Origin of the sequence: Kribbella sp. NPDC006257 (assembly GCF_040613535.1) — a bacterium.
Classification (GTDB): Bacteria; Actinomycetota; Actinomycetes; order Propionibacteriales; family Kribbellaceae; genus Kribbella.
In genome coordinates this window covers 142,753-165,033 of sequence record NZ_JBEXSJ010000018.1, presented here as the reverse complement: position 1 = coordinate 165,033, position 22,281 = coordinate 142,753, and the positions used below count along the sequence as shown (strand labels likewise).

The 22,281-nt window shown below is 68.6% G+C and carries 21 protein-coding genes; 16 read left to right on the top strand and 5 right to left on the bottom strand.

The window, feature by feature from the left end:
• Positions 1–138: 138 nt before the first annotated feature.
• Entirely contained in the window at positions 139–1,164 is a 1,026-nt protein-coding gene (locus ABZ004_RS22765; RefSeq protein WP_355682460.1) for a hypothetical protein, read from the bottom strand.
• Positions 1,165–1,438: 274 nt separating this feature from the next.
• On the opposite strand from ABZ004_RS22765, the gene ABZ004_RS22760 reads away from it, so the two are divergent.
• Entirely contained in the window at positions 1,439–2,305 is an 867-nt protein-coding gene (locus ABZ004_RS22760) for a GNAT family N-acetyltransferase (RefSeq protein WP_355682458.1), read from the top strand.
• Between the two features lie 49 nt (positions 2,306–2,354).
• Here ABZ004_RS22760 and ABZ004_RS22755 read toward each other — a convergent pair whose 3' ends face one another.
• Together ABZ004_RS22755 and ABZ004_RS22750 are read right to left on the bottom strand one after the other, a co-directional pair.
• Positions 2,355–3,467 (bottom strand): dipeptidase, encoded by a 1,113-nt coding sequence (locus ABZ004_RS22755; RefSeq protein WP_355682456.1) that lies wholly within the window; start codon positions 3,465–3,467, stop codon positions 2,355–2,357.
• Positions 3,468–3,479: 12 nt separating this feature from the next.
• Positions 3,480–3,677: a hypothetical protein gene (locus tag ABZ004_RS22750; protein WP_355682455.1), complete on the bottom strand. Its 198-nt coding sequence runs from the start codon at positions 3,675–3,677 to the stop codon at positions 3,480–3,482.
• A 92-nt stretch (positions 3,678–3,769) separates the two neighbouring features.
• On the opposite strand from ABZ004_RS22750, the gene hisI reads away from it, so the two are divergent.
• Genes hisI through ABZ004_RS22690 form a run of 12 tightly spaced genes read left to right on the top strand, consistent with a single transcriptional unit; the run spans position 3,770 to position 13,375 of the window.
• The gene (gene hisI, locus ABZ004_RS22745; RefSeq protein ID WP_355682453.1) at positions 3,770–4,099 is read left to right on the top strand and encodes a phosphoribosyl-AMP cyclohydrolase; all 330 of its coding nucleotides are present in this window, start codon (positions 3,770–3,772) and stop codon (positions 4,097–4,099) included.
• Complete coding sequence (locus ABZ004_RS22740) at positions 4,096–5,586, top strand: anthranilate synthase component I (protein ID WP_355682451.1); 1,491 nt, start codon at positions 4,096–4,098, stop codon at positions 5,584–5,586. Before hisI ends, ABZ004_RS22740 begins: the two co-directional genes overlap by 4 nt.
• Positions 5,586–6,116, top strand: a complete 531-nt coding sequence (locus ABZ004_RS22735) for a Trp biosynthesis-associated membrane protein (RefSeq protein ID WP_355682449.1) — start codon at positions 5,586–5,588, stop codon at positions 6,114–6,116. Before ABZ004_RS22740 ends, ABZ004_RS22735 begins: the two co-directional genes overlap by 1 nt.
• Positions 6,117–6,169: 53 nt before the next feature.
• Positions 6,170–6,433, top strand: coding sequence for an HGxxPAAW family protein (locus ABZ004_RS22730; protein ID WP_355682447.1), 264 nt, complete (start codon positions 6,170–6,172; stop codon positions 6,431–6,433).
• A gap of 16 nt (positions 6,434–6,449) precedes the next feature.
• The gene (gene trpC / locus ABZ004_RS22725) at positions 6,450–7,256 is read left to right on the top strand and encodes an indole-3-glycerol phosphate synthase TrpC (protein WP_355682445.1); all 807 of its coding nucleotides are present in this window, start codon (positions 6,450–6,452) and stop codon (positions 7,254–7,256) included.
• Positions 7,257–7,312: 56 nt separating this feature from the next.
• A complete protein-coding gene (trpB, locus tag ABZ004_RS22720; protein WP_355682444.1) occupies positions 7,313–8,521 on the top strand; it encodes a tryptophan synthase subunit beta in 1,209 nt (402 codons plus the stop codon).
• A 55-nt stretch (positions 8,522–8,576) separates the two neighbouring features.
• Positions 8,577–9,401 (top strand): tryptophan synthase subunit alpha, encoded by an 825-nt coding sequence (gene trpA / locus ABZ004_RS22715; protein ID WP_355682442.1) that lies wholly within the window; start codon positions 8,577–8,579, stop codon positions 9,399–9,401.
• A 7-nt stretch (positions 9,402–9,408) separates the two neighbouring features.
• Positions 9,409–10,071 (top strand): SCO family protein, encoded by a 663-nt coding sequence (locus ABZ004_RS22710; protein WP_355682440.1) that lies wholly within the window; start codon positions 9,409–9,411, stop codon positions 10,069–10,071.
• Positions 10,068–10,754 (top strand): thioredoxin domain-containing protein, encoded by a 687-nt coding sequence (locus tag ABZ004_RS22705; protein WP_355682438.1) that lies wholly within the window; start codon positions 10,068–10,070, stop codon positions 10,752–10,754. The genes ABZ004_RS22710 and ABZ004_RS22705 overlap by 4 nt, the downstream gene beginning before the upstream one ends.
• A 51-nt stretch (positions 10,755–10,805) precedes the next feature.
• Positions 10,806–11,804, top strand: coding sequence for a prolipoprotein diacylglyceryl transferase (gene lgt / locus ABZ004_RS22700; RefSeq protein WP_355682436.1), 999 nt, complete (start codon positions 10,806–10,808; stop codon positions 11,802–11,804).
• Positions 11,801–12,523 (top strand): VIT1/CCC1 transporter family protein, encoded by a 723-nt coding sequence (locus ABZ004_RS22695; RefSeq protein ID WP_355682434.1) that lies wholly within the window; start codon positions 11,801–11,803, stop codon positions 12,521–12,523. Before lgt ends, ABZ004_RS22695 begins: the two co-directional genes overlap by 4 nt.
• Positions 12,524–12,565: 42 nt before the next feature.
• The gene (locus ABZ004_RS22690) at positions 12,566–13,375 is read left to right on the top strand and encodes a hypothetical protein (RefSeq protein ID WP_355682433.1); all 810 of its coding nucleotides are present in this window, start codon (positions 12,566–12,568) and stop codon (positions 13,373–13,375) included.
• On the opposite strand, the gene ABZ004_RS22685 is transcribed toward ABZ004_RS22690, so the two are convergent.
• Positions 13,348–14,265, bottom strand: coding sequence for an alpha/beta hydrolase (locus ABZ004_RS22685; protein ID WP_355682431.1), 918 nt, complete (start codon positions 14,263–14,265; stop codon positions 13,348–13,350). The two genes, ABZ004_RS22690 and ABZ004_RS22685, sit on opposite strands and share 28 nt — an antisense overlap.
• A gap of 101 nt (positions 14,266–14,366) precedes the next feature.
• On the opposite strand from ABZ004_RS22685, the gene ABZ004_RS22680 reads away from it, so the two are divergent.
• Positions 14,367–14,825, top strand: a complete 459-nt coding sequence (locus tag ABZ004_RS22680) for a MarR family winged helix-turn-helix transcriptional regulator (RefSeq protein WP_355682429.1) — start codon at positions 14,367–14,369, stop codon at positions 14,823–14,825.
• Between the two features lie 150 nt (positions 14,826–14,975).
• Here ABZ004_RS22680 and ABZ004_RS22675 read toward each other — a convergent pair whose 3' ends face one another.
• A complete protein-coding gene (locus tag ABZ004_RS22675; RefSeq protein ID WP_355682427.1) occupies positions 14,976–15,911 on the bottom strand; it encodes a phosphotransferase in 936 nt (311 codons plus the stop codon).
• A 263-nt stretch (positions 15,912–16,174) separates the two neighbouring features.
• On the opposite strand from ABZ004_RS22675, the gene gltB reads away from it, so the two are divergent.
• Both gltB and ABZ004_RS22665 read left to right on the top strand, forming a co-directional pair.
• Entirely contained in the window at positions 16,175–20,698 is a 4,524-nt protein-coding gene (gltB, locus tag ABZ004_RS22670) for a glutamate synthase large subunit (RefSeq protein WP_355682425.1), read from the top strand.
• The gene (locus ABZ004_RS22665) at positions 20,698–22,164 is read left to right on the top strand and encodes a glutamate synthase subunit beta (protein ID WP_355682423.1); all 1,467 of its coding nucleotides are present in this window, start codon (positions 20,698–20,700) and stop codon (positions 22,162–22,164) included. Before gltB ends, ABZ004_RS22665 begins: the two co-directional genes overlap by 1 nt.
• The last annotated feature ends 117 nt before the right edge of the window (positions 22,165–22,281 follow it).

The following is a 22,281-nucleotide window of genomic DNA, read 5'->3' as shown; positions in this document are numbered from 1 at the left end:
GCCCCCACCTCTCGCGCCCGCCCGCGCCCCGCCCGCCTTTGGAGGGGCACCTTGTGCCCGAGATATCCATCGGGTCGGCGCGCGTTTGGTGGAATGGGGCACAAAGTGGGTCGCGAGCAAGGGGGCGGGCGATGGCGGTCAGGTGAAGGCGTCGTGGCCGGGGTGGGGGCGGAATGGGTAGTCGGCCAAGTCGGGTGTGCGCCATACGGGGCTGTCACCGGTACGGCGGAGTCCGCGGCTGAACGCGGCCCGGAACCGGTCGGCGAGTTCCGCGGGACGACCGACGTCCTCCCATCCGAAGTGGACGACTTCGACGTCCAGGTCTGCGAGTCGATGATCTCGGTGCTGATGGCGCCGGAGAAGTCGGCGGCGCTCGGCTGCCGTCGCAGCCTCGAATTTGCCGAGACCATCCCCTTCACCGATGGTGCGGTATTCCGGCCACCAGAAGTCGACCCGTTCGTCCATCCACCACGACCCCTCCCAGAACTGGACCTGCAGCACCGGCGCCGGCAGTCCGGCCTCGGCGAACACCACTCGCGCGAACGACTCGAGGGGGGATTCCGAGCGAGGGTCTGCGAAGGCCAGAACCGACCTTGCCCCGGCGATGCCCGGCCAGCGGCGCTGGCGCCGGACGACATCCTCCAGTTGTTCAGGGGTGACCGCGACGGCGAGTGCGTGATCGGCCGTCACCACCGCCTCGGCGAACGGTAGTTCCCGGGCCAGGTCGATCGTCGTCCGGGCATCCGAGGTCAGCACCAATCCCAGGTGGCGCTGGAGATCGCCCGGTCGGAGAGTCGCTCGCCGGAGTACGAGGTCGGTTTTGTTCCGGTTGCGTCGACACTTACCCGGTGGGTAGGTCAGCCAGGTCCTCGCTGGTGGAGGGGGGTGTCCATCGGACCAGACGCGGAGATCACGTAGTTGAGCGGCGGTGACATGGCTGATCACCGAATGGGCATACGCCGCCTGCACGCAGCGAGCTGTAGCCAACTGCACATCAAGGGTGCCGCTGATGTAGTGGTGATGAAATCTCTGCAGGGTGTCGTTGCGTAATAGCCGCCGGACGTCGTGGTCGAGCAGACCGAGTCGTCGGAGATCGCTGTACCGCTGAGGCGTCCAGAGAACGGCCTGCAGCGACTCCCGGACCTCGACGCTGAGCTTTTCCATCATCAGATGCTGCCGGACGAACCCGTGCCGCCGCTCTCTCCCGCTGCCCTCCTGTGGATAACCCACAACCCGCATCCGACGCGCGCCTTCGGGGTGACCTTGTGCCCCACTTCACCGCCGAGGTCGAGCCCGTTTGGTCAAGCCGGGCACAAAGTCGCCGGAATGAGGCGGCGACGCGAGGCGGCGATGCGGGTGGCTGGGTGGGCGTGAGTTGGGGTCGGGCCGCGGGGGAACTGGGGTGCGGGGTGGGGGTGGGGTGGTGTGGGATGGGGGGATGACTATTTCGTTGGGGACGGCCTCGGTGGAGGGGTTGGCGGGGGTTGCGCGGGTGCTGGGGGAGTGGCAGACGGATGCGGGGGTGTTCCAATTGCATCCGGGGGACCTGGGGTGGTTCTGGCGGTTTGGTGGGGAAAGGACCGCGGGGGCGGTTCGGGTGTGGGAGCGGGACGGGGTGACGGTCGCGGTCGGGTTGCTGGATGAGCCGGATCTTTTGCGGCTGGCGCTGGCGCCGGACGTGTTCGAGGACGAGGAGGTCGCCCGGCAGATCGTTGCGGATGTGTCCGATCCGGAGCGCGGCGTACTGATCGAGGGCAAGGTGTACCTCGAGGCGCCGACCGACTCGCGGGTGAAGGACCTGTTGTTCAAGGACGGGTGGGCTGTCGATGCGCCGTGGACGCCGCTCCGGCGCGGGCTCGCGGAGCCGGTCGAGGAGCCCGGGCTGAGCATCGAGGTGATCGACGCGGAGAGCGCGCCGGTCCGTACTGCGGTGCAGCGGGCCGCGTTCGACGGGTCGACCTTTACCGAAGAACGCTGGCACGCGATGGCCGGGGGAGCGCCGTACGCCGATGCGCGGTGTCTCGTCGGTCGCGACGCGGATGGCGAGCGGGTCGCCGCGGTGACGGTGTGGTCGGCCGGGCCGGGGAAGCCTGGTTTGCTGGAGCCGATGGGTGTCCACCGGGACTTCCGCGGCAACGGGTACGGGCAGGCGATCACGCTCGCCGCGGCCGCGATGCTGCGCGAACTGGGTTCGTCGAGCGCGGTGGTCGCGACGCCGAGCTCCAACGTCGGCGCCGTCGCGACCTACCAGGCAGCAGGTTTCGTCCCCCTCCCCGAAACCCGCGACCTGGTCCGCGACAACTAACCCCTCGACACCTCGCCGTGCGACACCTGGCTGCTCGACGACTGAACAGTCAGGCGGCGGCCTCGTCGGCGGCGCGGAGGGTGCGGAGGATGTTGCCGCCGGCAAGTTTTGCCAGGTCGGCGTCGCTCCAGCCGCGGTCGGCGAGGGCGTAGAAGAGGGACGGGTACGTCGCGACGTCGGACAGGCCGGCCGGGAACTCGGGGCAGCCGTCGTAGTCGCCGCCGATGCCGATGTGGTCGACGCCGGCCACCTCGCGGACGTGCTCGACGTGCTTCACCACGTCGTCCAGAGTGGCCTGCGGTTTCGGCTTGTCGTACGCCTCCATCAGCTTGCGCTGGTCGGCGGGCCGCAACGGGTCGAGGTCGAGCGACCCAGCGACCTCCTGCGCCTCGGCGACCCAGTCGACGAAGGGCTGCGAGACGAAGTACGGGACGAAGGTGACCATGCAGACACCGTCGTTCGCAGCGAGGGTCTGCAGCACGTCGTCGGGTACGTTCCGCGGTACGTCGCAGACCGCGCGCGCCGACGAGTGGCTGAAGATCACCGGCGCGCTCGTCACCCGGAGTGCGTCGCGCATGGTGTCCGCCGAGACGTGCGAGAGGTCGACGAGCATGCCGATCCGGTTCATCTCCCGGACCACGTCCTCACCGAACGCGTTCAGCCCACCCAGCACGGGCTCGTCGGTCGCGGAGTCCGCCCACGGCACGTTGTGGTTGTGGGTCAGCGTCATGTACCGCACGCCGAGCGCCCGCATCACCCGCAGTACCCCGAGCGAGCTGTCGATCGAGTGCCCGCCTTCCATCCCCATCAGGGAGGCGACCTTGCGATCCTTGAACACGGCCTCGACCTCGTCGGCCGTCGACGCCAGCGCGAGCGAATCCGGGTAGCGCGCGACGAGCCGGCGTACGAAGTCGATCTGCTCGAAGGTGCGCCGTACGGCGTGCTCGTCCTCCGGCACCCACAGCGACCAGAACTGCCCGCCGACCTGCCCGACCCGCAGCCGCGGCAGGTCGGTGTTCAAGGCCGGTACGCCGACGCTGAGGTCATGCGCGTCCAGGTCGTACTCGCACAGTTCGTAGAACGCGATCGGCAGATCGTTGTGACCGTCGATCAGCGGATTCTCCTGCAACAGACCCTGCACCCGCGCAACACTCGTCGTCATCCCGCCATCCTGTCAGGACTGCTCGAAACTCGCGCGCGGGGTGACAAACGTGTCCATCACCTTCACCAGTACGTCGTACGCCGTAAGGCCGGTCAGTGAGGCATAGGCGATCGCAAGGGCACCGGCCCGGTCGGCGGCCAGGACCAGCCTCGTCAGTCTGTCCGGCGGCACGGGTGCCCTCCGGTCGTTGCCCAGGACGGCCCAGCGCATCGCCGCTGTTCCGCGTAGTACGCCTTCAGGTTCACGTCCCGAACCTACCCGTGTGGTCGGAAGTGTCGGAGGGATGCGGGAGAATGAGACCCGTGAGCATCGAGGAGCTGAAGTTCGACTCGGCGGGGTTGATTCCTGCTGTGGTGCAGCAGCACGACACGCGTGAGGTGCTGATGGTCGGCTGGATGGACGCCGAAGCGGTACGGCGTACGGCGAAGACCGGGCGCAGCACGTTCTGGTCGCGCAGCCGCCAGGAGTACTGGGTGAAGGGCGAGACCAGCGGTCATCGTCAGCACGTGAAGCAGATCCTGGTCGACTGCGACGCCGACACCCTCCTCGTCCTCGTCGACCAGGAAGGTCCCGCCTGCCACACCGGCACCCGGAGCTGCTTCGAACACGGCGAAATCGAGGTCACGCAGTGAACACCCCCGATCTGGAGACGTTCCGCGAATACGCCAAGGACCGCCGCGTCATCCCGGTGACGCGGCGGCTGCTCGCCGACGCCGAGACCCCGATCGGCGTCTACGGCAAGCTCACCGCGGAGCGCGAAGGCACCTTCCTGCTCGAGTCGGCCGAGAACGGCGGCGTCTGGTCGCGTTACTCGTTCATCGGCGTCCGCTCGGCCGCGACGCTGACCGAACGCGACGGCCAGGCCCTCTGGACCGGCAACCCACCGGTCGGCCTGCCGCAGACCGGTGACCCGCTCAAGGCGCTGCGCGAGACTCTCGAGATCCTGCACACCCCACGTCTGCCGGGCCTGCCGCCGCTGACCGGTGGCATGGTCGGCTTCCTCGGGTACGACGCGGTCCGCCGGCTGGAAAGGTTGCCGGACACAACGACCGACGACCTCGGCCTGCCGGAGCTGACCTTCCTGTTCGCGACCGACCTGGCCGCGCTCGACCACGAGACCGGCGAGGTCTGGCTGATCGCGAACGCGGTCAACTGGGACGACTCCGACGAGCGCGTCGACGAGTCGTACGCCGACGCAGTACGCCGCCTCGACGCGATGGAACGCGATCTCGCTCAGCCGACCCCGTCGTACGTCGTACACGCTGACCGCCAGGCGCAACCGGACCCGCATCGCCAACGGTCCAGCGCCGAGTACCGGGAAGCAGTCGAGACCGCCAAGGAAGAGATCCGGGCAGGCGAGGCCTTCCAGATCGTCGTCTCGCAACGCTTCGAACTGCAGACCAAGGCCAGCGCGCTCGACATCTATCGCGTACTGCGCAGGTCGAACCCGAGCCCCTACATGTATCTGGTCCGCCTCGACGGCTTCGACATCGTCGGTTCCAGCCCGGAAGCGCTGGTGAAGGTCACCGACAACAAGGTGATCCTGCACCCGATCGCCGGCACCCGCCCGCGCGGCGCGACGCCGGAAGAGGACCACGCGCTGGAGGAGGAGCTCAAGGCCGACGCCAAGGAGCGCGCCGAGCATCTGATGCTGGTCGACCTCGGCCGCAACGACGTCGGCCGCGTCTGCGCACCCGGCACGGTCGAGGTGGTCGACTTCATGGACGTCCGCCGCTACAGCCACGTGATGCATCTGGAATCGACCGTCACTGGTCGGCTGGCAGCAGGGAAGACGGCGTTCGACGCACTGACCGCAGCGTTCCCCGCCGGAACCCTCTCCGGCGCACCGAAGCCACGAGCGATGCAGATCATCGACAAGCTCGAAGTGACCAGACGCGGCGTGTACGGCGGCGTCGTCGGCTACCTCGACTTCGCCGGTGACGCCGACACAGCGATCGCGATCCGTACTGCGGTGCTTCGCGGCACCACCGCCTACGTCCAAGCAGGCGCCGGCATCGTCGCCGACTCGGACCCGGCTTCGGAAGACGCCGAGTGCCGCACCAAGGCCGCCGCCGTCCTGAACGCGATCGCCGTCGCCGGAACGTTCTCCGAGGTCTGATGCGCCCACAACGACTGGTGGACCTGCTGACCCTGGTAGCCCTCGTGCTGCTGGCCCTCTCGGGTTACCTCACGTGGTCCAGGGCCGACCCGGGCAGCGGCCGCCCGAAGGTGAACTTCAACGGCTACACGGTTTCGCACGCGCCCGTGACGCTGGGCCTGGCGGCAGTGGTGGCGGTGATCGTCACCAAACTGGCCGGTACTGCGCTGCGCCGGGTGATCTCCGGCCTGCTGGTGTTCATGGGTGCGGCCGCGATCGGCGTTGCCCTGCAGGTGCGGCCCAACGCGACCGAGCTCGGCAGGCTCCGCCCGGAGCTCAGCCAGGCCGTCACCGACCACGTCACCTTGAGCACCGGACCTGCCCCGTGGCTCGCGTTGGCAGGCGGTCTCGTGCTCTTCGCGGCCGGCGTGATCGCCGTACTGACCGCTCATCGATGGCGGCGGCCCACCGCGCGGTACGAGCGTGATCCGGCCGCCACACCGGCTGATCAGTGGAAGGCGATCGACGCGGGTGAGGACCCGACGATCTGAGTTCGGCGGGGTACCGCCACAATAGGACGGGACGACAACGAGGAGTGGCGCCAATGGTGGACAATACGACCGCGGATCAAGCGGCGACTTACGAGAGCGAAGACGCTCACGCAGGCGGCCTGCACGGCAGCACTCCGGCGGCCTGGACCGCCGTGGTGATCGTGCTCGTCGGTTTCACCCTCGGCGCCATCGCGATGGTGATGGGCCCGAACTGGGTGCTGTTCTGGATCTCCGCCGCGATCGCCGTGGCCGGTGGTCTGGTCGGCAAGGTGATGCAGCTGCTCGGCTTCGGTGCCAAGTCCAGCGACCACCACTGACGGACGGACCACAGACATGACTGTGCTTGACGACATTCTCGCCGGGGTTCGGGAGGACCTCGCGGAGCGCCAAACGCGGGTCAGCCTGGACGACCTGAAGCAGGAAGCGCAGCGCAAGCCCGACGCGAAGGACCCGATGCCGGTGTTCCGCGGCGACGGGATCGCGATCATCGCCGAGGTGAAGCGCTCCAGCCCGTCCAAGGGCGCGCTGGCCGACATCGCCGATCCGGCGGCGCTGGCCTACGAGTACGCCGAGGGTGGTGCGGCGGCGATCAGCGTGCTGACCGAGAAGCGCCGGTTCGGCGGCAGCCTGGAAGACCTCCGTGCGGTCCGCGGCCGGGTCGACGTACCGGTGCTGCGCAAGGACTTCATCGTCTCCTCGTACCAGCTCTGGGAAGCGCGCGCGGCCGGCGCCGATATGGTGCTGCTGATCGCCGCGGCGCTCGAGCAGGAGGCGCTCGTCTCGCTGATCGAGCGGGCCACGTCCATCGGGTTGACCCCGTTGGTGGAAGTGCACGACACCGAGGAGACCCTGCGTTCGGTGGACGCCGGGGCCCAGCTGATCGGCGTCAACAACCGCAACCTGAAGACGCTCGAGGTCGACCGGGACACCTTCGCCCGGGTCGCGCCGTCGATCCCGACCAACCTGGTCCGGGTGGCGGAGTCGGGTGTCCGCGGGCCGCATGATGTAATCGAGTTCGCGCGCGCCGGGGCCGATGTCGTCCTCGTCGGTGAAACCCTGGTGACCGGCCGCGATCCGCGCGCCTCGGTCGCCGACCTCGTCGCTGCGGGATCGCACCCCGCCATCCAGCAGCGTCACTAAGACGTCCGCGGTTTCCTCCACTGCCGTGGAGGAAACCGTGCACTGGAAGGCGAATGATGACTGCTGTGCTTCCTGACCAACTCGGGCACTTCGGCCGCTTCGGCGGCAGGTTCATGCCGGAGGCGCTGATCGCCCCGCTCGACGAGCTCACGAAGGCATGGCAGGAGGCGATGGCCGACAAGGCCTTCACCGACGAGTTCGAGCGGATGCTCCGCGAGTACGCCGGTACGCCGAGCCTGCTCTACGACGCGACCCGGCTGTCCGAAGTCGCCGGCGCCCGGATCCTGCTCAAGCGCGAGGACCTCAACCACACCGGCGCGCACAAGATCCGCAACGTGCTCGGCCAGGCCCTGCTGACCAAGCGGATGGGCAAGCGACGCGTCATCGCCGAGACCGGCGCCGGCCAGCACGGCGTCGCCACGGCCACCGCTTGTGCTTACCTGGATCTCGACTGCGTCGTCTACATGGGCGAGGTCGACACCGAGCGCCAAGCCCTGAACGTCGCCCGGATGAAGCTGCTCGGCGCCGAGGTGATCCCGGTGAAGACCGGCAGCCGCACCCTGAAGGACGCGATCAACGAGGCCTTGCGCGACTGGGTCTCCAGCGTCGACGACACCCACTACCTGCTCGGTACGGCGGCCGGCGGTCACCCGTTCCCGGCCATGGTCCGCGACTTCGTCCGTGGCATCGGTGACGAGGCCCGCGCCCAGTCGCTCGAGCTGCTCGGCAAGCTGCCGGATGCCGCGATCGCCTGTGTCGGTGGCGGTTCCAACGCGATCGGTCTGTTCGCTGCCTTCGTTCCGGACGTCGATGTGAAGCTCTACGGCATCGAGGCCGGCGGCGACGGGTACGAGACCGGCCGGCACGCCGCGACCATCACGGCCGGCCAGATCGGCGTACTGCACGGCGCCCGGTCCTACCTGTTGCAGGACGAGGACGGTCAGACGATCGAGTCGCACTCGATCTCGGCCGGCCTGGACTACCCGGGCGTCGGGCCGGAGCACTCGTGGCTCGCGGAGACCGGGCGCGCGTCGTACCGGCCGGTCTCGGACGCGGACGCGATGGAGTCGTTCCGGCTGCTGGCCAGGACCGAAGGCATCATCCCGGCGATCGAGTCGGCGCACGCGATCGCCGGCACGCTGGAGATCGCCAAGGAGCTCGGCCCGGAGGCGACCCTGCTGGTCTGCCTGTCCGGCCGCGGCGACAAGGACATGGACACCGCCGGCGAATGGTTCGGCCTCATCGATGCAGAAGGCAAAAAATGAGCGAGCTGGTGGCCGGCGAATGGTTCGGCCTGATCGACGCCGAAGGCGGCAGCAAATGAGCGAACTGGTTGCCCTGGGCAACGCCGGGGCCGCGATCCGGAAGGCCAACGACGAAGGGCGCGCCGCGCTGGTCGCCTATCTGCCGGCGGGGTACCCGACGATCGCGGGCGGGATCGACGCGATCAAAGCGCTGATCGACGGCGGTGCTGACGTGCTCGAGATCGGGTTGCCGTACAGCGACCCGGTGATGGACGGCGTGACGATCCAGCGGGCCGCGGAGACCGCGCTGGCCCAAGGGCTGCGCACGCGGGACGTGCTGAGCACGGTCGAGCAGCTCGCCGCGTACTCCGACGTACCGGTGCTCGTGATGACGTACTGGAACCCGATCGAGCGGTACGGCGTGGACCGGTTCGCCGCCGACTTCACGGCCGCCGGGGGAGCGGGGCTGATCACGCCCGACCTGACCCCGGACGAGGGCGCGGAGTGGATCGCGGCGGCGGACAAGAACGAGCTGGACAAGGTGTTCCTGGTCTCGCCGTCCTCGACCGACGCGCGGATCTCGATGACGACGGCGAACTGCCGTGGTTTCGTCTACGCCACGGCCGTGATGGGCGTCACGGGTGCTCGCGAGAAGACCTCGGATCTGGCGGCACCGCTGGTGGCCCGGACGAAGGCGGTCACCGGGATCCCGGTCGGGGTCGGTCTCGGGGTCTCCAACGGCGACCAGGCGGCGGGAGTCGCGGCGTACGCCGATGCGGTGATCGTGGGCTCGGCCTTCGTGAAGGCGCTCGACGAGGGCGGGTCTTCCGGCGTACGGGAACTGACCGAAAGCCTGGCCGAAGGCGTCCGCCGGGAACCTCGCACCTTCGCCGTCCGTTAGAGCGAGCGTGAGTCGAAACCGGAACGCGGCCATTTTCTTCGCCGCGGTGGCTCTGCTTGCCCTGGTGGGCTGCAGTGGCGGTCAGAAGCAGACAGCGGACAACCCTGGCGGAGCGATCATCCGTACGCCGGCCGGTGATCCGAACGGGTTGCGTGGGGCAACTTTGGACCGGCCGTACACGCTGCCGGCCAAGTCGCTGACCGATACCGACGGCAACGAGTTCAACCTGGTCACCTCGACGAAGAAGCCGGTCACGCTGGTGTTCTTCGGCTACACGAACTGTCCGGACGTGTGCCCGACGGTGATGGCCGACGTCGCGTCCGCGCTGACCAAACTGGACGATGCCACCCGCAAGCAGATCCAGTTGCTCTTCATCACGACGGACCCGGCCCGCGACACGGGGCCGGTGATCCGGAAGTACCTGGATCGCTTCGACCCGTCGTTCGTCGGGCTGACCGGAACGCTGCCGGCCATCAAGGACATCGCGAAGGCGGTCGGCGTACCGGTCGAGGGCATGCAGAAGCTGCCGTCCGGCGGGTACGAGGTCGGCCACGGCGCGCAGGTGATCGGCTTCGGCGCGGACGACAAGGCGAACGTGCTGTGGCTGTCGAACGCGGCGATCGGCGATCTCGCCCACGACTTCGGCAAACTGGTGGCGGACAACCAATGAGTAACCCGTTGTTGCAGGAACGGCGCCGGCGGCTATCGGTCGGTGTAGTGGCCGTGGGCGTCGTCCTGCTCGCCATCGTCACCATGGTCGGCGTGAAGTACTGGCAGGAGCACTCCAAGATCTCCGTCACCGCGAGCGGAAGGCCCGAGCCGGTGGTGATCACCGGGCCGGGGACCGCTGGCAAGGGCATCACCATCGGCAAGGCCGGGGCGAAGACGAACATCGACCTGTACCTCGACTTCCGCTGCCCGCACTGTGAGGAGTTCGAGACCGCGACCGGTCCGACCCTCGACAAGCTGGTCGAGGACGGCACGGCGACGATCACCTACTGGCCGCTGGCGTTCGTCAGCCCGGACGACTCGCCGCGCCTCGCCAACGCGTTCGCCGCCTCGGCCGCTTCGGGGAAGGCGCTCAGCTTCGTCGACGCGGTCTACGGGGACTTCTCGAAGGCCTGGACGACCGATCAGCTGATGCAGCTCGGCAAGCAGTTGGGGGTGGACGAGACGAAGTACGCGGCCGCCGTGAACGGGAACACGTACGCCGGGTGGATCGACTCGGTCTCGAATGCATCGACCGATCGCGGGGTCACCGGGACCCCGACGGCGTACGTGAACGGCAACCAGGTGGATGCGCAGAAGATGACCCCGGACGGCATCAAGGCGGCAGTCGAGTCTTCATCGTGACCGCCTGTCGGTGGTCGGGCCCGGGGGCGTCGAGTAGCGTTCGTGCTTGCCATGTCTAGTCAGCTTCCCGCCGTGGTCGTGCCGGCATTCATCCCCAGTCCCAGCCAGGGCGTCTGGCACCTCGGCCCGTTGCCGGTGCGCGCGTACGCCCTGTGCATCCTGATCGGCATCTTCGCCGGCTACTGGCTCGGCCGGAAGCGCTGGATCGCCCGCGGCGGAACGCCCGAGGTGCTCGCCGACATCATCATGTGGGCGGTCCCGTTCGGCCTGGTCGGGGCGCGGATCTACCACGTGATCACCGACAACGAGCTGTACTTCGGCGAGGGCAAGCACCCGATCGACGCGCTGAAGATCTGGCACGGTGGGCTCGGCATCTGGGGCGCGGTCGCCTTCGGGCTGCTCGGTGCCTGGATCGCCTGCCGCCGGCACAAGGTGCCGTTCCTGGCCGTCGCGGACGTGATGGCACCGGGGATCGCGCTCGCCCAGGTGGTCGGCCGGTTCGGCAACTACTTCAACCAGGAGCTGTTCGGGAAGCCGACGACGCACTGGTGGGGACTGAAGATCGACGCCGCGCACCGGCCCGACGGGTACGCCGACTTCGCCACCTTCCACCCGACATTCCTGTACGAAGCGATCTGGAACCTCGCCGTGGTCGCGCTGGTGATCCTGGTCGACAAGCGCTTCAAGCTCGGCCACGGCCGGGCGTTCGCCCTGTACGTCGCGGGCTACACGGCCGGGCGCGCCTGGATCGAGAACCTTCGCATCGACACCGTCAACCACTTCGCCGGGCTGCGGCTGAACGTGTGGACGGCGCTGATCCTCTTCGTGCTGTCGGTCGCGTACTTCGTCTACGCCTCCCGCACCAAGCCGGGCCAGGAAAGCATCGTCACCGCGGCGCCGTCCGACGACAAGCCGACCGAGGACGCGGCCGAGGTCGATGCCGCCGAAGCCGAAGCCGAGGCCGGCAAGGCAGCCGGTACTGCGAGCAGCACGTCTGCTGGGGCTCCGGAATCCACCGAGCTGCCCTCCGTCATCAAACGGGAAAAGTGACCGACGCCCAGGTGTCCGCGGAGCACTCCGGGGACCACGTTCACCGGGACGTGACCGGCGGGTGGCTGCGCCCGGCGGTCTTCGGGGCGATGGACGGGCTGGTCTCGAACTTCGCGCTGATCGCCGGGATGGACGGCGGGACCGAGTCCGGCTCGAAGTTCATCGTGCTCGCCGGCCTGGCCGGGCTCGCCGCCGGCGCGTTCTCGATGGCGGCGGGGGAGTACACCTCGGTCGCCTCGCAGCGCGAACTCGCCCGCGCCGAGATCGAGGTCGAGCGCCAGGAGATCAAGCGGCACCCGAACGACGAGGAGCGCGAACTCTCCGCGACGTACCAGCAGAAGGGTCTTGACCCCGAGCTGGCCGACCAGGTCGCCAAGCAGTTCCACGCCAACCCCGACCAGGCGCTGGAAGAGCACGTCCGCGAGGAACTCGGCCTCGATCCCAACGACCTCCCGTCCCCGGTCGTCGCGGCGGCCTCCTCGTTCATCTGCTTCGCCATCGGCGCCCTGATCCCGCTGCTGCCCTACCTGCTCGGCGCCGGCAGCGTGATCCCTTCGCTGGTCCTGTCGCTCACCGCCCTGTTCATCTGCGGTGCGGTCGTCAGCCGCGTCACCACCCGCTCCTGGTGGTACTCCGGCCTGCGCCAACTCATCCTCGGCGGCGCCGCAGCAGCCCTCACCTACGCCGTCGGCACCCTCGTCGGCCCAGGCGTCGGTTAAATCCGTCGTGCCGGCCGTCCGCTGATCACTAGAGTCGGCGGAATGTTTCCTGGGGAGATCGACGAACAGCCAGTCACCCATCTCGAGCGAATCGGCGAGGTCTTCGCCCGCTTCGGCGCCGACACGCAGGACTCGGGCAACATCTCGTACGGCGTACAAGTCGGCCCCGAGCGCTACTTCTTCAAAACCGCCGGTGTCGCGTCCGACACCGAGCCCTACCTCGACTTCGAAGCCCGCCAGGAACTCCTCCGCAACGCCGCCCGCCTGGCCGAGTCGGTCCTCCACCCGGCGATGCCAACCTTCCACGGTGTGATCGAGTCACCCGGCGGCCCCGTCCTGGTCTACGAATGGCGCGAAGGCGAACTGCTCTACGCGGCCGGGGATCAGCCTGACGATCCAACTAGCGCACCCCAGCGCTTCAAGGCGCTTCCCGTTGACGAGTTGGTCGCTGCACTGGACCAGCTCTTCGACCTCCACGCCGACCTCGCCAAGGCCGGCTGGGTGACAGGCGACTTCTACGACGGCGCCCTCATCTACAACTTCTCGGAGCGACAGCTGACGGTCATGGACCTCGACAGCTACCGTCCTGGGCCGTACCGCAACGACATGGGCCGCATGTTCGGCTCCAGCCGTTTCATGGCCCCCGAGGAGTTCTCACTCGGCGCGCCCATCGACGACCGCACCACCGCGTTCGTGATGGCGCGCACCGCCCTCGTCTTCCTCTCCGACGGCACCCTCGACCCCACCGCCTGCCGCGCTATCGCCCCGCAGTACGCCGTACTCCAAGAAGCCACCACCACGAGATTCCCCAGCTATGCAGCCTTCTACGACGCCTGGCGAGCAGCTTCGTAACGCACCAGTTGGTCGCTCAAGAAGAGCCCGGCGCGGTCGAGGGCTTCGTCAGCCTCTTCGAGTTCGCCGGCGAGGAGCTGGAAGACATGAGGCGCGCCGGCGACGACCTCCAGCCGGACGTCGAGTTCGCTCTCGGCTGCCCGGGCGGCGAGCCGGAGCGAATCATCGAGCAGCACTTCGTACGAGCCGACCTGGATGAGCAACGGCGGCAGACCGGTCAGGTCGGCGAAGGCGGGGCTGACCAGCTCGTCGAGCGGGCTCTGGCCGGCGAGGTACTGGTCGGCGTACCACTGCACCTGCGCACGGTCGAAGATCGGGTCGAGGTGCTCCCGGTGGGCCATGCTCGCGCCGGACAGCGACAGATCGGTCCAAGGCGAGAAGAGCGCTGCGCCGGCCGGTAGCGGCAGGCCGTCGCGGCGAGCCGAGAGCAGCAGGGCGAGCACCAGTCCGCCACCGGCCGAGTCGCCCGCGAGGACGATGTCGCTCGCCGGGGTGCCGCCGTCGAGCAGCGCGCGGTAGGCGGCGTACGCGTCGTCGACGGCCGCCGGGAAGGGATGCTCGGGAGCCAGCCGGTACTCCAGCGAAACCGCCGGGGTGCCGACGCGGCGGGCGAGTGCGGTCGCCAGGATGCTGCCGGTGTTCGCCGAGCCGACCACGTAGCCGCCACCGTGCAGATAGAGGATCACGCCTGGACGGTCGCCGCCGTCGACGGTGATGTCGATGGCGTCGACCCCGCCCAGCTTGGTGGCGCGCGACGTGACGCCCGCACCGAGCGGGCGGTCCTTGAACTGCCGGTCGAACGAAGCACGCTGACCGGCCGTCGTCCGGTCCTCCGACTGTGGTGCGCTGCGCATCAGTTCGATGATCGCCGCGCGTTGTTCGTGACTCATGTCAACCTCCGGGGGAGTTGTCTGCGAGGATGGATTCCAAGGAATCCACTTCCTGTCAACTACATTCCCTTGAATCTAATTCCCGAGAAGGTTGTCTTTCTGTGGCGGAGCTCGCGGCGGTGTTCAACGATCTGGTCCGGGTGGAGACGCGGCTCTACAACGCGATCGATGCCCGGTTGCGGGCGGAGCACGAGCTCCCGCTCGGCCAGTACGAGTTCCTGCGGTTCATCGACAGCCGTGGGACGTGCCGGGTGTACGACCTGGCCCAGGAGATGGCGATCACCGTCGGCGCCACCAGCAAGGCGGTCGACCGCCTCGAAGCGGCCGGCCGCGTACGCCGCACCGCCAACCCCGACGACCGCCGCTCGTCACTCGTCGCCCTGACCCCCGTCGGCCGGCGCCTGCTCGCCGAAGCCGAGCCAACCTACAAGTCCGAACTCACCACCTGGATCGGCTCGATCCTCCCCACCGACTCCGTGGACCAGCTGGCCGCTACCCTCTCGACCCTCCGCCAGCACGCCGACCGGGACCCCCGAACAGCCCGCGCAGACCACCCCTGACCCCCACCTCCTGCGCCCCCCGCACCACGCTGACCCGCACCACGCTGCCCCGCGCTCCGGCGAACCCACACGATGAGGGGTTAACCCCTCAAACCGTGGGTTGCCTCTGTGCATACCGGGTGCCAACCCACAGTTTCGAGCGTTAACCCCTCATCGTGTGGGTTCGCCGTTGGCTTCGGCGATCAGGTTGCTCAGGTGGAGGAGGCGGGTGAGGTGGTCGCCCGGGTCGGGTTGGGTGAGGGACCAGGCGGCGCGGGAGATGGCCGTGTAGGCGGCGGTGAGGACGGCGCCACGTCGTACGGCGTGGAGGTTGGCGGCGGTCATCCGGTTGGAGGGCTCCTGTTCGCCATTCGGAGGTCGGTCGGCGAGTGCGTAGGCCGCGAGGAGGTCGTCCAACGGCAGGTCGACGGCGAGTATGAGGTAGCCGAGGTCGAAGCCGGTGGGGGCAAGGCCGAATTGTTCCCAGTCGATGGCGATCACGTCCTCGCCGTCCCGGCCGATCAGGTTGCCCGGGTGAGCGTCGCCGTGCGTAGGAACACGCGGCAGCGCGTCCAGTTCCGCAAGAGCCGCGTCACGCCGTACCCACAGATCCCGTACGACGTGACGCAGGTCCGCCGGCAGCTCCGGGTCGAGCGCGCCCCACCCACCCCGACCGGCAACCGTTGCGAGCCGATCCCGGAGCACATCCCGCGCACCCCAAGAAGGCTCCGGAACGTGGGCCTGGGCGAAGCGCCCGAGCGCCACCGCGAGGAAGAGCGGATCCCCAGCCCCGGGCGAGCGGCCATTGGCGGCGGGCGAGGCGGCGGCATCGGTGGCCGGTGAGACCTCGGCTGTCCAGATCGTTGCGCCTCCTTCGTCCCACTCGACCTTCAGGCAGGTAGGGGAGCGCAGGCCTGGGGTTGCTTCCAGGAGACGGGATTCGGCTAGTAGGGGCTGGCGGCGCCAGTAGGCGTGGTGGCGGGGGTTGTCGACGCCGGGGACCAGGCGCTTGACCACCCAACCCTCGGGGGTGCGCCAGACGCCGACGTTCGATTGGCCGGTTCCGGAGGTGAGTGGTTGCCAGCCGGCTGCAGGACGCCAGGTCATGTGCCCAGGAGTATCACGACGTCTTGCTGAGAAGGTGATGAATATTTGGGTGCTGTCTGGTGGTCGGGAAGCGGTTGCTGTCACCATGAGTGGAGAAGGAGTGAGCGCTTGCTTACAAGCGGTGACAGTGAACGGTGAAGACGGCCGCAACGGTGGAATGTCTGTCCACCTGTCGGTCGTCATGAGGTAGTCTCGGGACTCCCGGCTTGGGCCAATGTTGTCCCGCGGCCAGTTGTTGACCGTAGGACGACGGGAGCCCCTGAATGTTTGGTCGCCCCCCATTCCCGAGCGAGGGTCTGTACGACGGACGCCACGAGCACGATGCGTGTGGCGTTGCCTTTGTCGCAACCCTGACCGGTGAACCCACCCACGACATCGTGGCGAAAGCACTGACCGCCCTGCGGAACCTGGAACATCGCGGTGCCTCCGGCGCCGAACCCGATTCCGGCGACGGCGCCGGCATCCTGCTACAGGTCCCGGACGCGTACTACCGCAAGGTGTGCGACTTCGAGCTGCCCGTCGCTCGCGGCTACGCGACCGGTATCGCGTTCCTGCCGCAGGACCCCGACGACGCCGACAAGGCGGTCGCCCGGATCGAGGAGCTCGCCGCCGAGGAGAACCTGACCGTTCTCGGCTGGCGCGACGTCCCGACCAGCCCGGACCTGCTCGGTGCCACCGCGCGCTCGGTGATGCCGGTCTTCCGCCAGTTGTTCGTCGCCGCATCCGCGGGCCGGGTGCTCGGCCTCGCGCTGGAGCGGATGGCGTTCCGGCTCCGCAAGCGCGCCGAGCACGAGACGGCGACCTACTTCCCGAGCCTGTCGAGCCGCACCATCACCTACAAGGGGATGCTGACGACCGACCAGCTGGACAAGTTCTTCCCCGAGCTGACCGACCCCGACCTCGCCTCGGCGATCGGCGTCGTGCACAGCCGATTCTCCACCAACACGTTCCCGTCCTGGCCGCTGGCCCACCCGTACCGGTACATCGCTCACAACGGCGAGATCAACACCGTGCAGGGCAACCGGAACTGGATGCGGGCCCGCGAGGCGCTGCTGTCCAGCGACCTGATCCCGGGCGACCTCGAGCAGATCTACCCGATCTGTACGCCGGACGCCTCGGACTCGGCCTCGTTCGACGAGGTGCTGGAACTCCTGCATCTCGGCGGCCGGTCGCTGCCGCACGCGATGCTGATGATGATCCCGGAGGCGTGGGAGAACGCCACCACGATGGATCCGAAGCGGCGCGCGTTCTACGAGTTCCACTCCACCTTGATGGAGCCCTGGGACGGCCCGGCATCGGTCGTGTTCTCCGACGGCACCAAGGTCGGCGCGGTGCTCGACCGCAACGGTCTGCGCCCCTCGCGGTACTGGGTGACCGAGGACGGCCTCGTCGTACTGGCCTCTGAAGCCGGCGTGCTCGACATCGACCCGGCGACCGTTGTCCAGAAGGGCCGGCTCGAGCCGGGCAAGATCTTCCTGGTCGACGTCGACGGGCACCGGATCATCACCGACGACGAGGTGAAGTCGGCACTCGCCGACGAGCACCCGTACGACGAATGGCTGCACGCCGGCCTGATCCGCTTCGAGGACCTGCACGAACGCGAGCACGTCGTACACAGCCACGCCTCGGTCACCCGGCGCCAGCAGGTGTTCGGCTACACCGAGGAGGAGCTGCGGATCCTGCTCACCCCGATGGCCAAGACCGGCGCGGAGCCGATCGGCTCGATGGGTACGGACACCCCGATCGCCGTGCTGAGCGACCGTCCGCGGCTGCTGTTCGACTACTTCGCGCAGCTGTTCGCCCAGGTCACCAACCCGCCGCTGGACGCGATCCGCGAGGAGCTCGTCACGTCGCTGTCCTCGTCGCTGGGGCCGGAGGCGAACCTGCTCGACCCGAGCCCGGCGTCCTGCCGGCAGGTGGTGCTGCCGTTCCCGGTGATCACCAACGACGAACTGGCCAAGCTCCGGCACATCAACCTGGACGGCGACCTGCCCGGCCTGGCGACCACCGTGCTCCGCGGGGTCTACGAGGTCGAGGGCGGCGGGCCCGCGCTGAAGGCCCGGCTGGACGAGATCTGCGCCGAGGCCGACGAGGCGATCGCCGGCGGCGCCCGGATCCTGGTGCTGTCCGACCGGCACTCGAACGCCGAGAACGCGCCGATCCCGTCCCTGCTGCTGACCGCCGCGGTTCATCACCACCTGGTGAGGGAGAAGACCCGCACGCAGGTCGGTCTGGTCGTCGAGGCCGGGGACGTCCGCGAAGTGCACCACGTCGCCCTGCTGATGGGGTACGGCGCCGCGGGCATCAACCCGTACCTGGCGCTGGAGTCGGTCGAGGACCTCTGCCGGCGCGGCACCTACCTGCCCGGGATCGAACCCGAGCAGGCGGTCCGCAACCTGGTGAAGTCGCTCGGCAAGGGCGTCCTCAAGGTGATGTCGAAGATGGGCGTCTCCACCGTCGCGTCGTACACGGGCGCGCAGATCTTCGAGGCCAACGGTCTGTCGCCGGACCTGGTCGACGCGTACTTCACCGGTACGTCGTCGAAGCTGGGCGGCATCGGGCTGGACGTGATCGCGCGCGAGGTGCACGAGCGGCACCTGCGGGCGTACCCGGCGGACGGGATCGTCGCCGCGCACCGAGCACTCGAGGTCGGCGGCGAGTACCAGTGGCGGCGTGAAGGTGAGCCGCACCTGTTCGACCCTGAGACGGTCTTCCGGCTGCAGCACTCCACCCGCACCGGGCGCTACGACATCTTCAAGCAGTACACGTCCCGCGTGGACGAGCAGTCCGAGCGACTGATGACGCTGCGCGGGCTCTTCGGCTTCGCGTCGGATCGTGAGCCGATCAGCATCGACGAGGTCGAGCCGGTCTCCGAGATCGTCAAGCGGTTCTCCACCGGTGCGATGAGCTACGGGTCGATCAGCGCCGAGGCGCACACCACGCTGGCGATCGCGATGAACCAGCTCGGCGGCAAGTCGAACACCGGTGAGGGCGGCGAAGACTCCGATCGCCTGCACGACCCGGCCCGGCGCAGCTCGATCAAGCAGGTCGCGTCCGGTCGCTTCGGGGTCACCGCGGAGTACCTGACGAACTCCGACGACATCCAGATCAAGATGGCGCAGGGCGCGAAGCCCGGCGAGGGCGGGCAGCTGCCCGGCCACAAGGTGTACCCGTGGGTCGCCAGCACCCGGCACTCCACACCAGGCGTCGGGCTGATCTCGCCGCCGCCGCACCACGACATCTACTCGATCGAGGACCTGGCGCAGCTCATCCACGACCTGAAGAACGCGAACCCGTCCGCACGGGTGCACGTGAAGCTGGTCTCCGAGGTAGGCGTCGGCACGATTGCCGCAGGCGTCAGCAAGGCGCATGCGGACGTCGTACTGATCTCTGGTCATGACGGCGGAACTGGTGCTGCTCCACTGACGTCGCTGAAGCACGCGGGTGGTCCGTGGGAGCTGGGGCTGGCTGAGACGCAGCAGACGCTGCTGCTCAACGGGTTGCGCGACCGGATCGTCGTACAGACCGATGGTCAGCTCAAGACCGGCCGGGACGTCGTGATCGCGGCACTGCTCGGCGCGGAGGAGTACGGGTTCGCCACGGCTCCGCTGGTCGTCTCGGGCTGCATCATGATGCGCGTCTGCCACCTGGACACCTGCCCGGTCGGCGTCGCGACCCAGAACCCGGTACTGCGTGAGCGGTTCGCCGGGAAGCCCGAGTTCGTCGTGAACTTCTTCGAGTTCATCGCCGAGGAGGTCCGGGAATACCTTGCTTCGCTGGGATTCCGGACGCTGAACGAGGCGATCGGGCACGCCGAAGTGCTGGACATCCAGCGCGCGGTGGACCACTGGAAGGCCGACGGGCTCGACCTGTCGCCGATCCTGCACGTGCCCTCGCTGCCGGAAGGTGCCTCCCGGCACCAGACCGTGCTGCAGGACCACGGCCTGGACAAGGCGCTCGACAACGAGCTGATCCGGATCTGCGCGCCGGCCATCGACAACGGCGAGCCGGTCCGGGCGCAGCTGCCGATCCGGAACGTGAACCGGACCGTCGGCACGATGCTCGGCCACGAGATCACCAAGAAGTACCGAGCCGCCGGGCTGCCGGACGGCACCATCGACCTGACCTTCACCGGGTCGGCCGGTAACTCGTTCGCCGCCTTCGTGCCACGTGGCGTCACGCTGCGGCTGGAGGGCGACGCGAACGACTACGTCGGCAAGGGCCTGTCGGGCGGCCGGGTGGTGATCCGGCCGGACCGGAACGCGCGCTTCGACGCGGCCGACCAGATCATCGCCGGCAACGTCATCGCGTACGGCGCGACGTCCGGTGAGCTGTTCATCAATGGTGGCGCAGGGCAACGGTTCTGTGTCCGGAACTCCGGTGCCACCGCCGTGGTCGAGTCGGTCGGCGACCACGCCTGCGAGTACATGACGGGTGGTCGCGTCGTGGTGATCGGCGCGGTCGGCCGGAACTTCGCAGCGGGCATGTCGGGCGGCGTGGCCCACGTGCTCGACCTGGACCCCGCGCTGGTGAACCCGGAGCTGGTCGACCTGCTCCCGCTCACCGCCGAGGAGTCCGAACTGTTGCAGGACCTGGTGCGGCGCCATCACGAGGAGACCGGTTCGGAGCGGGCAGCGAAGCTGCTCGGCGACTGGACCGCCGCCGCTGCCAGGTTCGCCACGGTGATGCCCCGCGACTACGCCCGGGTGCTCGCAGCGAAGGCCGCTGCCGAGCGGGACGGGCTGGACGAGGACGCCACCACGCGAGCGATGATGGAGGCCATCTGATGGCTGACCCGAAGGGATTCCTGACCACCCCGCGCGAGGTCGCGGAGCGTCGCCCGGTCGAGGAGCGCAAGCAGGACTGGAAAGAGGTCTACCCCGGTGGCGCGGGCAAGGCGCTGCTGCCGATCATCACCAAGCAGGCCGGCCGGTGCATGGACTGCGGTATCCCGTTCTGTCACTCCGGCTGCCCGCTCGGCAACCTGATCCCGGAGTGGAACGACCTGGTCTGGCGCGACGACTGGACCGGTGCGATCGAACGGCTGCACGCGACCAACAACTTCCCGGAGTTCACCGGGCGGTTGTGCCCGGCGCCTTGTGAACCGGCCTGCGTGCTGGGGATCAACCAGGAGCCGGTGACGATCAAGAACGTCGAGGTCGCGATCATCGACAAGGCCTGGGAGGCCGGCGACGTCAAGCCGCAGCCGCCGGAATGGCTGACCGGCAAGACGATCGCGGTCGTCGGCTCCGGCCCCGCAGGACTGGCTGTTGCCCAGCAACTGACCCGGGCCGGGCACACGGTCGCCGTCTACGAGCGTGCTTCGGCACCGGGTGGGCTGCTGCGATTCGGCATCCCCGAGTTCAAGATGGAGAAGGTGCAGGTCGAGCGCCGGATCCAGCAGATGAAGGAAGAGGGCACCGTCTTCCGGGCCGGCGTCAACGTCGGCGTGGACGTCACCGGCACCCAGCTCAAGCAGCGGTACGACGCGGTCGTGATCGCCACCGGTGCGACCGCGGCCCGCGATCTGCCGGTGCCCGGCCGCGAGTTCGGCGGTATCCACCAGGCGATGGAGTACCTGCCGCAGGCGAACAGGGTCGCGCTGGGGGAGACCGTCGAGGACCAGATCGTTGCTACCGGCAAGGATGTGGTGATCATCGGTGGTGGTGACACCGGAGCCGACTGCCTCGGGACGGCACACCGCCAAGGTGCCCGGAGCGTGACCCAGCTGGAGATCATGCCGCGGCCGTCCGACGAGCGGCCGGCCGGGCAGCCCTGGCCGACGTACCCGATGATCTACCGGGTCGCCTCCGCGCACGAGGAGGGCGGCGAGCGGGTCTACGCGGTCTCGACGGTGAACTTCGAGGCCGATGCTGCCGGCAACGTCTCCGGCCTGAACCTGGTCGAGGTCGAACTCGTCGACGGCCGGTTCACCCCGGTCGAGGGTTCGGAGCGGACCATCCCCGCGCAGCTCGTGCTGCTGGCGATGGGCTTCCTCGGCCCCGAGCGCGAGGGCTTCCTCGAGCAACTGGGTGTCGACCTGGACGAGCGGGGCAACGTCAAGCGGGACAAGAACTACCAGACCTCGGTCGACGGTGTCTTCGTCTGCGGCGACGCCGGCCGCGGTCAGTCGCTGATCGTCTGGGCCATCGCCGAAGGCCGCTCCTGCGCCAACGGCGTCGACAAACACCTCACCGGCTCCTCCACCCTTCCCACCCCCATCCCCCCCACCGCCCGCCCCCTGGTCGTCTGACCGCTTGCGTCCGAAGAAGTGGAGTGCACGTCCCTCCGCTTCTTCGGACGCAACGGAGGGTGAACGAGGGGCGGTCCGCAGTACGAGATGCACCGCGCGGCGAGCTGCGGCGATTTG